The following is a 14012-nucleotide window of genomic DNA, read 5'->3' on the forward strand; positions in this document are numbered from 1 at the left end:
GATTCACTAATAGACAAAATGAATATATATTGTGTCATTGCTTACATCTGATGTCATTCCCGCCTGCACGGGAACGACATCAATTTAAGATAAAATGAATTATTGATATCGATTATTAAAAACTCTTGTGTTTAAAAAACAGAGGCGATACCTAGATCCCGCCCCCCTTCCCTGCGCCTATATTGCTTCTTCAGTTAATTGAGTTAAATAACCGCATTGAATTAAATAATTAAGGTATTTATTGAATACGGTTTCATCTATTTTTTCACAGTAAATGCCATGATGAGCCAACTGCGTCTCTGTATAAGTACAATCAATTTTCGCTTTATTGTTGTGAAGATATAAATCAAATAATGAGCTGTTTTTAGGTGAGACTTTTTCTGTAAAAAAGGGACGTAATGGAGAAAATGAGTGGTGTAGTTGACTTTGGTCTTTAATCATTCGTTCCCATTTAGGATAGGTGACATCCTTTACCTTAAAACCCTTTGCTTTTATATATCCAAATAATTGATCTACACTAACTTCCTGCGGATTTATTAAATGATACGTATCAGACAGATGGGGTTTTTCTATAGCGAAACGAGTAATTGCTTTGGCAACGTAATCGACAGGAACAAAATTGAATCCAACATCCAATAGAGGGCGAGCTCCCAGTTCAATACATCCTTTGAGGATACGACACACCACATCATCCTGATTCCAACAGCCGGTTTGACTTTCTCCCGTAATCAGGCTCGGCCTGTAAATCACGGTTGGAATATTATAGGTTCGAGCGTGAAGTACCAATTGTTCTGCCAACCACTTTGTTTGATTATAACCACCATAAATTCCCTCTTGAACTGTAAGCTCCGTGCGCTCGCCAACCACCCTATCATCCGTTAAATCAGCAGACATAAAGTAGCCTACGGTGGAGATATAATGCAGTGCTTTTAGCTGCCTGTATCCAGCTAGGTCGATAAGTTGTTTGGTACCAAAAACATTGCTTGTTGCCAACTTTTGATATGGATAAATAAAATTAAGTACGGCAGCTCCATGAAAAATAAGATCGACAGTATCCGCCAAGTAATACCAATCATGCTTGGAAAGTCCCAGGTTGTGTTTTTCCAAATTACCTAAAACGATTTTAATTCGATCATGATAAACAGGATTCCACACCCCATAGTGTTCCATATTTTTAATGACTCTGGTTATTCCTGCCTCACGTGAGCTGGCCTGAACAAGGCAGGTAATCTGCCAGTCCGTATGGGTTAAAAGCTCGTGAAGCAAATAAGCGCCTAAGAAACCTGTAGCTCCGGTCAATAATGCATGTTGAGGAATGGCCTTAGGCATAGAAGTAATATGAGTGTTGATGGTTTTATATTGATTAAATTCAGCAACCAAATCAATCGGGTTCTCATCAATGGGCTGTTGCTCTTTTGTTTTGCCTGTGAATAAATCCATAATTTCACCTAAGTTTGGATCCTTGAGCAGAAATTCAATGGATAGGTCTTCATCAACGCTTTTACAAAGAGCATCATGTAACTCGCCTAGTTTCAGTGAATTGATTCCCATTTCACTTAACTTTTTTTCTTTATCTAAAACCGTAATCTCTTTATTAAAAATGGGTTGGAGTATCTGAGCAATGCCTACAGTTTCAGCATGAAGTGTCTTTACAGATTCATCTACTGCATTCTTTGCGATGTTATCAATGGAGATAATCTCTAAATCACCTTGCAGATATTTTTTCTTACATAATAGGCGCTGTGTTTTGCCGCTGGTTGTTTTGGGAACTGATTTACGCCCGACAAGAACCACAATGTCTGCATCTATTCCATGGGTTTGCAGCAGATTGCTCCGTATGGTTTTAATTATTTCCTCTGAATTCAGCTTATTAACATCCTTTTTAATTTCTTGGACGATTACCAATAATTCATGTTCCTCTTCTTCTATGGAGAAAATGGCACAACCATACTCCTGCAATTGAGGATGGCATACATGAATAGTATCTTCCAAATCATGCGGGTAATAATTACGGCCACGAATAATAACGAGGTCATTCAAACGCCCTGTTACATAAAGTGAACCCCGATCCAGGTAACCCAAATCCCCAGTGCGTAAATAAGAATGATCTTTACCTGCAAGATGGGCATTAAAAGCGTGGTTTGTTTCCTCAGCTAATTGCCAATACCCCAGAGTAACACTTTTACCTGCCACCCATATTTCTCCAACCACTCGTTCGGGACATTCCTGCAAAGTCTCAGGATTCACAATTGCAAGATAACAACTGTCAATTGGCTGTCCACAGTTAATCAAACTGCGAGCATCAGGATGGGATTCATCACAAGAAAGCACGTTTCCCTGATCGAGACTACTCTTATCTATCCATTGATAACTTATTCCTTGTTGGCGATTCCCTCCTGTAATCATCAATGTCGACTCAGCAAGTCCATAGCAAGGATAAAAAACCTCTGGCGAAAAACCACACGATTTAAAACGCTCTATAAAACGTTCAATAGTGGCCCTGCGAATTGGTTCTGCTCCACTCATTGCACACTGCAAGCTACTTAAATCTAAATGTTCTTTTTCTTCTTCAGTCACTTTAGACGTACATAAATCGTAAGCAAAATTGGGAGCGACCGTAGCCGTAGCTTGATAATGGGTGATCGTTTCTAACCAAATTGCGGGGCGCTGCAAAAAGGTCAATGGCGACATCAGTTTTACAGGAATCATGCTAAAAACAGGTTGTAAGATCCCGCCAATGAGTCCCATATCATGATAATGAGGTAACCAAGAAACACTAATATCCTCTTCGGTAAGACGATTCGCTTTTTCGATTACAAATAAATTATGCAGCAAATTACCGTGACTCACCATCACTCCTTTGGGGGTTCCAGTAGAGCCTGATGTGTATTGTAAAAAAGCAATATGATGTTCAGTAAGAGAGGGAGCACACCAGCTATCGGGCCTATTAACCCAATCTTCTGTTGTTATGAATTGTACCGCTGAATAATCATCATATTTTGTACTCAATTTTTTGATATGCAGCATAAGTTCTATGGTGGTCAAAACAACATGTGCCCCTGAATTTTTAATAATCCGTTGGGATTTCTCAGTCCAATCTTTGGTGGAGGGAGGATAAGAAGGTACGGCAATAGTCCCTGCATACAAACAACCAAAAAAAGCAGAAATAAACTCAAGCCCAGGAGGATAAATAAGTAAGACACGATCGCCAGGGGATGTTATATCCTGCAACACACTTGCTATTTTTTTTGCCTGCTCAGCTAACTCACGATACGTTAGGTTCTTATGTTCCTTTATTTTTCTGTGGATGAACGTATAGAGTGGAAAATTCGGATTTTTTTCTACTTTTTTTTCCAGTAAATCGACCAAACTTATGTAACAGTTTTCCCCCATACCAAACCCCTAAATTATGGCTGAACTTTATTGCGAACTGCATGAATCCCCTTTCGGGTAATTTATTATGGAATATCTATTTGAAAAGTACAGCAATCTCAGACAAACTAAAAAATTAAAACAAGGTTTTGTAGGACGAATCGGAATGCCCAAATTCATAATGAAAGCCATTCGGAAATTAAAAGAAGCCAGTCGTTATTCGTTTCATGGATTAAAAGCTGCCTTTCAAGACGAATTTGCATTTCGTCTTGAGCTATTGGTTGGTATCATCGCTTTACCCGTTGCCATTTTTATAGGGAAAACGTACATTGAGCGGGCTTTATTAATCAGTACTTTGCTCATCGTTATCATAGCTGAATTATTGAATTCTGCTGTAGAAGCAACTTTGAATCGAATTGATAGCTCTTGGCACCCTTTAACGAAAAAAGGCAAAGACTTAGGCTCAGCGGCGGTCCTCGTCACAATTATTAATGCGCTTGTTGTGTGGATTATGATTATTATCTCACACTTCATATCGTAGCCCGGCTTAATGAAGCAGTAACCCAGGCTCACTTGCTATGCAATTAATGGGTAAAAGTTGCCGTTTCTTGAATAAATTGAGTGATTTCATCTAATTGAGCTTTGGCAAAATACTCATCTTGCTCTTTCTCCGGATCGATCTGTGCCAGTTTTTGGTACAGTTTCTCCATATTCTCATGCCGGCCTTTACCTAAAATTTTAGAATGACTGAAAAAGTAAAAGAAACCGGTTGTCGTCTTTGATTGACCTATTTGATGTAATTGTTCCAATTGTTCTAATGGGGATAAGGCCGAACTTAAAATCCCTGCAATTTTTCTCATTCCAGTGCTGTTCGTATTTATAAATTTTCTCGTTAGCTGTTTATTATTCACCATCACCTTGACGCATTGGTTAAAACTAGCCATTGCATTCTTAAATTTCAAATTTTCCTTTTGCAGCATACGAGTTACTTTTTCTACATTAGGGTAAGGATTATCTTCATCCTCAAAATCTGCTGTACGATTTTCCTTTATCAGTTTTTTGGACAATTCATAGTGAGAGCGGGGTAAAGCAAATCTTGAAATTTCTTTACAAATTGCCTGCCTTTTTTCGAGCATTCCTCGATTAAATGAATTACTAAGTAAATTCTCTTCATATAATAGGCTACTCTTAAATGGGCGTAGCGAATGCTTTGATTTCAATAGATTCATGTGTTGATGGTAGGCTTCAAACTCTTCAAAATTTTGCGACATAAGCGCCCAATTATTATTGAAATCTTCATATACATCCATCCTTGTAGGCAGGGTAATAAGAAATTTATTGACTTGTTCAATAGTCGGACGCTCTTTAGGTAGGCTACTTTGTAGCTGAATCAGTAACGTCTTAATATCATCTAAAAGATAAGGATCGATTTTGGATACATCATAACCTGTAAATAAACCATCAAAACAATAGGGAGCTCGAGCTAAATCCCCCAAATTTGTTGCTAATTCCTTATATTTTAAAATTTTCGTTGCGCCAAAAATCTCACCTAAAATTGCTGCTAAAGCATACATATCTGATTGATAAGTACTACCTTTGCCCAGAATAACCTCCGGAGCGATATAATATGGTGTGCCTGAGCACTTTAGATTATTCTTTGAATCAATGTCTTCTGCCAATCCAAAATCTATAAAAATAATATGAAAATGCCCGGTATCAAGCTTTTTATAACAGATGTTCGCTGGCTTAAGATCGCGATGCACCACGTTTTTTTGCTGTAACAAAAGCTTCTCGCTCGCAATGCGTGCAGCAACTTCCAACCGGAAGTTAAACGAATAATTGTTGCTAGGCGTAAAAGGCAATATCTTATCAAGGCTAGTACCACAATCCTCTAGGATTGTAATCACTTTATCTCCAGTCCCAACAACACCTACAACATTTACCCCATGCTTTCTTTGTTTTGCTGCTTCTTGTAAAGTCTGCTCCAAAAGTTTAGGATAGAGCGACTCTTCTCTAGGCAGTTGTATTTTGATTACATCGTTAACAGGGATTAATTGAGCTTGATAACCCTTAATTTTTGATTCATGAGTTACCATTATTTTATATTTTGATTCATTTACTGAACCAAAGCCCCCTTTTCCCTTATGGGTATTATCAATAATATGCCATTGATTGTTCCCCGTTCGGACTAAATCATGACTAAAGGTACATTCGGGAGTACTCGAAAAAAAACTTAATTTTGACGATTTTCCTGAGATTGGACTATTAAGCAGGGAGGGTAAAAATTTTACGCCCTCTTTTTGTTTGAATAAAAATTTGGCAACTTTTTTATGTAAGAAAATGGGACCGCACTTATTTTTCCATACTTCTGCAAAATCAGTAAACTTCATATTTTGTCCGTAACACTTGAAGCAAAAACAGGATGTTCATACTAGCAGTTTCTTCTTCTAAGAAGAAAAAAAATTTAAATCCACTTACGAGAATTTTCGATTCGGGTTAATATAGACCTTTTACAGCATTCGCGTACTATTAAACCCAAAAATGTCCATATCAGTACCTCATAAAAAACGTGTTTCCTGCGTTGTTCCCGTTTACAATGAAGAAGCAGGAATAGCAGAATTCATTGCGGCATTGACTGATACCTTACAAAAACTTGGTTATGCTTATGAAATACTTATTGTGGATGATGGCAGCCAGGACAACACGCCGTTGATTATTCAGCAGTTACGATCTCAATTTGTGCTTCGTTGCATTCGTTTTAGTCGAAATTTTGGGAAAGAAAATGCCATAAGCGCAGGCCTTGATCATGCCCAAGGTGACGCCGTTATCCTTATGGATGCGGATTTCCAACACCCGCTTGAACTATTAGGCCAATTTCTTGCCAAATGGGAAGAAGGCTATGATATGGTTTATGCTGTCCGGCAAAATCGTTCCGACGAATCCTGGTTAAAAAGAACATGCGCCAAAGCATTTTATCAATTTACCTCGCGAATTAATCGGATCAACATTCCAGCAAATGCTGGGGATTTTCGACTGCTGGATCGGAAAATCGTAAAAGCACTGCAGAAATTACCTGAACGCAATCGTTTTATGAAGGGCTTATACAGTTGGGTGGGTTTTAAACAAATTGCAATTCCTTTTGAAGTCCAACCTCGTAAAACCGGTACGTCACAATGGAACTTTTACTCGCTTTTGGATTTGGCAATCACCGGAATTACATCCTTTACAGCATTTCCGTTACGAATGATTGCTATTGGTGGAATTAGCGTTGCAACTCTGGCAATACTCTATGGCCTTTGGATTATTATCAGTACCATGATTTTTGGTATCGAAACGCCTGGTTGGGCAACTATAGTCACCACAATTACTTTTTTTGGTGGTTTGCAATTGTTTGCCTTGGGAGTAGTGGGTGAGTACATTGGTCGAGTTTTTGATGAGGTCAAACACCGCCCCCATTACGTTATTGATGAGGAATCCAGTTTTGATGACAACCCCATTAAAATTAAGGCATAGACTAATTTATTTTATAGGTATTGGTGGTTTTGCTGCTTTATTCCATCTCTTCACTGTATTCAATTTAGTGAAATTTATCCATGTGCAAGCACTAATAGCCAATGTTTTTGCCTTTTTACTTGCCTTTAATGTCAGCTTTTTAGGACATAAATATTTAACCTTTTCTCAGTTGCATGATGAAAAAATCTTGAGCTTGCCGCATTTTTTTCTAGTAGCGGCTTCTGCGGGACTCATTAATGAAATGCTTTATTTTTTATTATTACGTTACACTACTTTAAATTACCTGTTTGCTTTATTTCTCGTCTTGGGATGTGTCTCCGTTTATAGCTTCATCATTTCAAGATTTTGGGCCTGCCGTCAGATTGCAAAATAGCCCCCATAGTCATGTCATCCTAAGATTTTCTCAACCCAGGTCATCCTAAGGCGTTCCCGATCTCATTCCCGCGCAGGCGAGAATCTATCCATCAGGATCGAGGTAAGTTATTGTTCGAAGTAAGATATATAATTTTAAGAGATCAATTCTCGAGAATGCCTAAAAAGGAAACCATCCAATTAAATTTCCACTTCACTTTGTTTCAGTATAATTTCCTCTTCGCCGCGAATGCATTGAATTGTTCTCTTTTTTACATCAAAAACATATTGTAACCTGCAATACTCTCTAGGGTTTGAAAGTAAATTGGGATTAAACACAACGAGATTAATCCCCTGTAGATGTCGAGCAGACGGAACAATCAATAAGGGATGTCCTTCTTGAGCTACCCGTCTGCCTGTTTCTTGGCATTGAGTATAATTATCTGGATCAACAAGCCAGGGGAATTCTGCTTTCTTTCCAGTCAGATCAAGTCCCAATCCCTGGCAATAAACCTTGGCAACTCTTCTGTCAATGATGACCGTATCTTGGGTTTGAAAAACTTCCCAGGAGTCCTTTATTTCTTGAATAAAATGATGGTTTGTTTCATAAATTGTCGTTTTCAATGTTTCTGAACCATACCAACACGCAATTGCACCATCGCTGTAACGCGAGCTGGTTATTTTTTCAAATGGATAGTCAATAAAATCATTCTTACTATAGTCAAATGCGCGTTGAATTAGCGATTGGTGGGTTAATTCAGGATGGGTATAACTTTCTATAGTATTGGCTGCGTCCCAATTTACTGGATCATCACTGAGATCATCAAATAAATCTTGGGATACCTTTATGCCCCTTATATTTCTAAAAACATCTTGTGAGTATTCCCTGACTGTATCAAACAAAGACACGTTACTGACCTCGCATAAAATCCGTGAGCCGTCTTATTTGGGCAATTCCAATATAACCTTGCTCCAGCATAAGGTCTAAAGGGCGAAGATTATGAAGTTTTTGATTTCTCCCTTTTATCCATTGATAGACTACCTCTCGATTATATGGATACAGAATTCTCAAATTTTTGTGAATACCTAAGAGATTGCCTACCCGCTCGATTGTGTCTCTGCCTGATATATGAGCGGTTCCTTTTTTAAATTTGGCAAGTTGCGCAGGACTGATGCCCCCTAATAGTTCACACTCTTCTTCATTTTTCAATTGCCAATGTTTAAAAAGTGCAACCACATTCTGGGTATTGCGTTTTAGAACATCCGCACTTAAATCTTGAGATGTAAAAGGTGCCAAATGTAAATGATTCATGTCGTAAACCCTCTATTTATAGATAATTATAGTATATAAATAGATTTTTACAATAAATTATAATAGATAGAAATTTAGGGCAGAAAGAAAATTGAACCCTATCGTAAAATCGACAGTGAATTGTAGCGATCGTTTTTTATGGATTCCCAAGGGGCTCATGGGTTATCGGGAAGAGAATCGGAATAAATGCCATTCACAATTTCAACAGGCTCACGAACGATGAGACGATTTCCAACCATTTCTTTCACTTTAGGTAATATTGCGTCCACCTTTTCCACGGTGTCGACGAATTGCACAATTAAAGGAAGCTTGCTTCCTATATCCACCAATGATGCAGAGACAATAGGATTGTTATACGTGAATCCGGCAAGTGCACGTAATACCGTCCCCCCTACGATTTCATGCTTATCAAGCATACTTAATAGCTCAAGGTACAAAGGACGATGCTGCCATTTATCTGCTTCATTAATATAGACAGAGACGTTTACATGATTCATATTAGATTGCCCGAGCGAGCACCATGCCCGCAACAACAGCCAATAATGAAAAAAGATTATTGCAAATAAAATTTAGCGCAGCAAGTGCATAATCACTTTGTTCTACCAATACATAAGTTTCGTAACTGTAGCTTGAAAAGGTTGTATAAGCACCACAAAACCCAACAGCTACAAATGAGCGCCATCGTGGATCAACTTCCACTCGCTCTAGAGTCCAGGCAAGAAAAAAACCTAAAATGAAGCTTCCAGTAAGATTAACGATGAACGTTCCAAAAGGAATATCTGCTGATAAATACTTAACAGAAAAACGTCCCACGAAATAACGTAAATTCGCACCAATGATCGCACCACAAGAGATCCAAAAAACGTCATTCAAGGGTTTATTCCTTTTTATTAAAATAGATGATGATTGACAAAAAAGATAATACATTAAAAAGGATAAACGAGTAAAATTAACCTAAGGTTGCTTTAGGAATACTCTAGATGCTCATGTTGCTCTAACTGAATATGAAACTCTTCGCAATCCTTTAAGAACTCATCACTTGAAAAATAATTAAATTCTTTGATCCGCGCTTGAGTGATAGGATCTGAACCATCTGAGTTTTCACCCGGGTGACACATAATTAACGTATTGTCTCTCGCAAAATGCATCCATTTTCTAAATAATTCTCTATAGTTTGTATTGGGTGCAAAATCATAAATCCCAGAGAAGTATCGATTATGTGGGATGTTTAATTGGATGAATTGTTTCATTAAGGCCTTGCCCCCAGTAATACGCAGTACTTTCGCTTTAAACCGATATTGTGGCAAATTAATAGCAGGCCAGGTGGAACGAATAAAGGTTCCATGTTTTTTCAATTTTTGTGTATAAAGATCCAACATCACTTTTCGTATAACGGGGAATTGATGAACATGCTGATGGCCATCAATAAAATCAGGTGGTTGTTGCATGACCTGGGTAAATTGCTCCAGTTGCGCTAAAAATTCTTTTGCAATGAACGATAGTTTCAGTGAGCGCATATGCGTTTTTATCAACAATTCAGCTAAGGTGAAGCTCGATTTTTCAGGAATTGAGGTCAAATTGCCTTCTGTTAGATTGAAATGTAAACCAATTTTGATGCGCTTGCTTTTTTTTAAGGCAAGCAGTTCGGGAGCATAAGGAATAAAATCTGGCATATTCACCATGCAACTTACAGCGGACAACCGACCCATGCGTACTAACTTAAGAATCCCTTCTGAAACCCCGGAATCTAAGCCAAAATCATCTGCACACAAAGTTATGGTTTTCGAATCAAGCACAATGGAGACCAATAGTTAAATAAAGGCATATGATATATCATTTTGTTTATGAAGTCGTATTCTGGATGAACAAACTGTCACTTGCTCGATGTCTACGCTTTGCTGCATTACTAAGGGACCCAACAATTTTTATGCAGTTTCCGACTGTACTTTCACGGCAAAGAAGCGTGCGCCTAAGATATTGATACACAAACCACCGATCACCAATAATCCTGCGGCAAGTTTCCATAGCTGAAACGGCTCACCCAATACTAAAACTGAACTAAGGATAGCAACAATAGGGACCAATAAAGTAAATGGAGCAACAACGCCAACCGGATAGCGAGCGATGAGCCAGTTCCAAACCCCATAACCTACCCAAGTTGAAGCAAACACAATGTAACACAACGACAGAACACCGCGCCAACTTAAATGTTCATAGGTATAAACAAAACGAGCAGGTCCCTCAACTATTAAAGAAAGAAGAAACATAGGTACACATGCAACAAAACTTCCCCAGGCAATAATTGCCATCATATTGTCGGTACTTCCTTTAATTTTCTTAGTGATAAGGTTACCAAATCCCCATGTTGCAGCAGCAGCAAGAATAAAGACGAAACCTGGCAAAGAGATTTCACTATCAAAATGCATGGCAACCAATCCAATTCCAAATGAAGCCACCAAAGCCCCAATAATCTGCCCCATATTGGGTTGTTCACCTAAGAAAATCCCAGCAAAAAACATACTGAAAAATACCTGTGTTTGCATGAGTAAAGATGCCATTCCTGGGGGCATACCAATGTTCATACCCATAAAAAGAAAGGCGAATTGCAAGGCAAACATAACAAAGCCATAGAGGACTATCACTCTGAATGAACCTTGTGGAATTTTGATGAACAATATAGCCGGAACACTCGCCAATAAAAAACGTAGGGCACAGAGCAACAACGGTGAAATTTCTTCCAGTCCAAAAGAAACAAAAAGAAAATTTACCCCCCAAATTACCACAACTAAAAGAGCCAATAAAAGATGTGTAATAGGCATCATTGAGTGATCCGACAAAAACCTTATTTTAGCCTAAACACTGTAATAAAGCCATTTGTTTAGTTTATTTTTTAATCACTTAAGTGATCAAAAAAAGTAAAATTTGCTTACTAATAAGTAGATATATTTGTCATAAAAAATTTAATTCCTATTTTTAATCCATCACGTTAAACTGGCTTACTTTTCTAAAAGAGTTGAAGAAGCTCTGTTAACTGCCATAGAGCCGCCTATTCGAGGTTCCACTGTGCTTCACTTAAGCTGTTCTATGTAATTCCACATTTTATGGTTTAAATTATGAAAGAAATTATTCTTGCTACCAGTAACTCCGGTAAAATTAAAGAATTGCGCGATTTATTAGCTCCTATTAATTGTATTCCTCAAACCGATTTGGGAATTACAGATGCAATAGAAAATGGCTTAAGCTTTGTTGAAAATGCGCTCATCAAAGCGCGTCATGCCAGTTTACATGCAGGAAAACCTGCATTAGCTGATGATTCAGGGCTCGTAGTGCCTGCATTAAATGGCGAGCCAGGAATTTATTCGGCGCGTTATGCAGGTACCCATGCAACCGATGCGGAGAACATCCATTTGTTATTGGAAAAAATAGCCCACGTTCCTGCAAAACAGCGCGAAGCTTGGTTTTATTGTGCCATCGCATTGGTACAACATGCAAAAGACCCTACTCCTATTATCGCAACGGGTTTATGCAAAGGAATGATTCATGACCGCCCTCTTGGGGAAGGTGGATTTGGGTATGATCCCATATTTTATATTCCTGATTTTCAATGCACGGTAGCACAATTACCTGCTAAAATTAAAAATAATATCAGTCACCGCGCACAAGCTTTAAAGCAATTGCGTGATCTACTTAAGAATTGATGATGGATACGGATGCACTCTTTGCGCAAGCATATAAATTTCAGTATGAAGGTCAACTGCCCCAAGCCATTAGCCTTTATGAGCAAATATTGTCCCAGGAGCCCAAGCATCTAAATACCTTACATTTTTTAGGGCTCACTTATGCTCAACTAGGTGACATGGATAATGCAATTCTCTATCTGTTACAAGCACTCTCCTTAAGTCCAGATAATGCCAGCCTGCTTAATAACCTGGCGAATGCATACAAAAAATTACATCAACTTGATAAGGCAGTAGAATATTATCAACAAGCCATAAAACTGCAGCCAGATTATGCCCAAGCTCATAATAACCTTGGAACAGTCTACGCGTTGCAAAATAATTATGCACAAGCATTATTACATTATACTCGTGCAGTACATGCTCAACCTGACTTTAGTGCAGCACATTTTAATTTAGGCTTATTATTGCTGCAAAACAATCAATTAGATGCGGCTAAAATTCAATTTAATAATGTCGTATCCTTAAATCCTTTTCATACAGAAGCACTGTTCTATCTCGGTGTTCTACATCTGGAAAAAAATGCACTTGCTGAAGCAGAAAAAGCCTTTCAAAATGTATTGGAGCAAGACAGTAGACAAATAGAGGCGCTTTCTAACTTAGGTGTAATTGCTTTAAAAAGACAACAAAATCAATTGGCAATCGATTATTTCAGTAAAGCATTAGCCTTGGATAATGAGAATATCGAAGCCCGTAATAATTTAGCCGCTACCTTTATGCATCATGATCGTTTTGAGAATGCGCTTATGCATTATGATGTCTTACTGCAAAAAGACCCTGACAATATTGAATATTTATATAATTCAGGCGTAGCGCAAATGGCTTTAGGCCATTTAAATGAAGCGGTTATTCTTTTCGACCATATACTCGAGTTAGAACACTCTCATACCTCTTCACTCAATAATCTGGCCGCAATTTACATTAAGTTGGAACAAAGAGATAAAGCAAAAGAATACCTCGAGCGTGCGCTAGCGATTAATCCCCAGGATACAATCAGTGCTCATATGTTCCACGCCCTTACTGGAGATGAACAGGCAAAAACCACTCCGGAATATGCACATAATTTATTTAATAACTATGCGCTTTATTATGATCAACATATGAAAGGCACACTGAATTATTCCATACCGCAACACATGGCACGTGTAGTCCACCAACTCGAATTACCAACGAACACCCACACTTTAGATTTAGGTTGCGGAACTGGTTTAACCGGAATCGTTCTTCGGGAGCTCAGTAAACACTTAACCGGTGTTGATATCTCAGAAAAAATGCTGGCTCAGGCCAAAGAAAAAGAAGTTTATGATAATTTGGTTAAAGCTGAAATCAATCAATTTCTGCAGCAAAATAAAGCATTTTATGATCTCATTGTCGCAGCCGATGTGTTACCGTATTTTGGGGAACTTGACACACTTTTTCATACCATTTATCACCACTTAAAACCTAAAGGATATTTTATCTTTACAACGGAGATTGGTTCGACTATCCCCTGGTCGCTTGAAACAAGTGCGCGTTTCAGCCATCATCCTGACTATATTAAAAAATTAGCCGAACAAAATCAGTTTCGGCTGGTAATGCAGGAAAAAATTCCAGCACGCATTCAAAATAAATGTATTTTGGAGGTTATGCTCTATGTTTTAACAGTTTGAGCAACTTAAAGCAAGAAAATAAAATAGTAATATACTATATATAGGGGTTTAGGAAATGACTCTATCGATTTTATGATA

General features: G+C 38.2%; 13 protein-coding genes. 5 read left to right on the forward strand and 8 right to left on the reverse strand.

Annotated elements, in window-relative coordinates; translation table 11 throughout:
* Window positions 1–177: 177 nt before the first annotated feature.
* Complete coding sequence (locus tag ACWTEW_RS15995; protein WP_454782658.1) at window positions 178–3393, reverse strand: thioester reductase domain-containing protein; 3216 nt, start codon at window positions 3391–3393, stop codon at window positions 178–180.
* 67 nt (window positions 3394–3460) lie between these two features.
* Between ACWTEW_RS15995 and ACWTEW_RS16000 the strand changes: the two genes are divergently transcribed.
* A complete protein-coding gene (locus ACWTEW_RS16000) occupies window positions 3461–3913 on the forward strand; it encodes a diacylglycerol kinase (protein ID WP_454782659.1) in 453 nt (150 codons plus the stop codon).
* A 43-nt stretch (window positions 3914–3956) separates the two neighbouring features.
* Here ACWTEW_RS16000 and ACWTEW_RS16005 read toward each other — a convergent pair whose 3' ends face one another.
* Window positions 3957–5762: a protein kinase domain-containing protein gene (locus tag ACWTEW_RS16005; RefSeq protein WP_454782660.1), complete on the reverse strand. Its 1806-nt coding sequence runs from the start codon at window positions 5760–5762 to the stop codon at window positions 3957–3959.
* 151 nt (window positions 5763–5913) lie between these two features.
* Between ACWTEW_RS16005 and ACWTEW_RS16010 the strand changes: the two genes are divergently transcribed.
* Window positions 5914–6885, forward strand: coding sequence for a glycosyltransferase family 2 protein (locus ACWTEW_RS16010; RefSeq protein WP_454782661.1), 972 nt, complete (start codon window positions 5914–5916; stop codon window positions 6883–6885).
* Window positions 6857–7258 (forward strand): GtrA family protein, encoded by a 402-nt coding sequence (locus tag ACWTEW_RS16015; RefSeq protein ID WP_454782662.1) that lies wholly within the window; start codon window positions 6857–6859, stop codon window positions 7256–7258. The genes ACWTEW_RS16010 and ACWTEW_RS16015 overlap by 29 nt, the downstream gene beginning before the upstream one ends.
* Window positions 7259–7437: 179 nt before the next feature.
* Here ACWTEW_RS16015 and ACWTEW_RS16020 read toward each other — a convergent pair whose 3' ends face one another.
* From ACWTEW_RS16020 to ACWTEW_RS16045, 6 genes are all read right to left on the reverse strand, one after another.
* Complete coding sequence (locus ACWTEW_RS16020; protein ID WP_454782663.1) at window positions 7438–8145, reverse strand: RES family NAD+ phosphorylase; 708 nt, start codon at window positions 8143–8145, stop codon at window positions 7438–7440.
* A gap of 1 nt (window position 8146) precedes the next feature.
* Window positions 8147–8548, reverse strand: a complete 402-nt coding sequence (locus tag ACWTEW_RS16025) for a hypothetical protein (RefSeq protein WP_454782664.1) — start codon at window positions 8546–8548, stop codon at window positions 8147–8149.
* Between the two features lie 155 nt (window positions 8549–8703).
* Window positions 8704–9045, reverse strand: a complete 342-nt coding sequence (locus ACWTEW_RS16030) for a DUF190 domain-containing protein (RefSeq protein ID WP_454782665.1) — start codon at window positions 9043–9045, stop codon at window positions 8704–8706.
* 1 nt (window position 9046) lies between these two features.
* Window positions 9047–9421 carry a fluoride efflux transporter CrcB gene (crcB, locus tag ACWTEW_RS16035; RefSeq protein ID WP_454782666.1) on the reverse strand — a complete coding sequence of 125 codons (375 nt, stop codon included), beginning with the start codon at window positions 9419–9421 and terminating at the stop codon, window positions 9047–9049.
* 92 nt (window positions 9422–9513) lie between these two features.
* Window positions 9514–10344, reverse strand: a complete 831-nt coding sequence (locus tag ACWTEW_RS16040) for a ChbG/HpnK family deacetylase (protein ID WP_454782667.1) — start codon at window positions 10342–10344, stop codon at window positions 9514–9516.
* A gap of 129 nt (window positions 10345–10473) precedes the next feature.
* Entirely contained in the window at window positions 10474–11367 is an 894-nt protein-coding gene (locus ACWTEW_RS16045; RefSeq protein WP_454782797.1) for an EamA family transporter, read from the reverse strand.
* A 294-nt stretch (window positions 11368–11661) separates the two neighbouring features.
* Here ACWTEW_RS16045 and rdgB point away from each other — a divergent pair, with 294 nt between their 5' ends.
* A complete protein-coding gene (gene rdgB, locus ACWTEW_RS16050; protein WP_454782668.1) occupies window positions 11662–12246 on the forward strand; it encodes an RdgB/HAM1 family non-canonical purine NTP pyrophosphatase in 585 nt (194 codons plus the stop codon).
* Between the two features lie 2 nt (window positions 12247–12248).
* The gene (locus ACWTEW_RS16055) at window positions 12249–13934 is read left to right on the forward strand and encodes a tetratricopeptide repeat protein (RefSeq protein WP_454782798.1); all 1686 of its coding nucleotides are present in this window, start codon (window positions 12249–12251) and stop codon (window positions 13932–13934) included.
* The last annotated feature ends 78 nt before the right edge of the window (window positions 13935–14012 follow it).

It is taken from the genome of Legionella stuttgartensis (assembly GCF_977063405.2).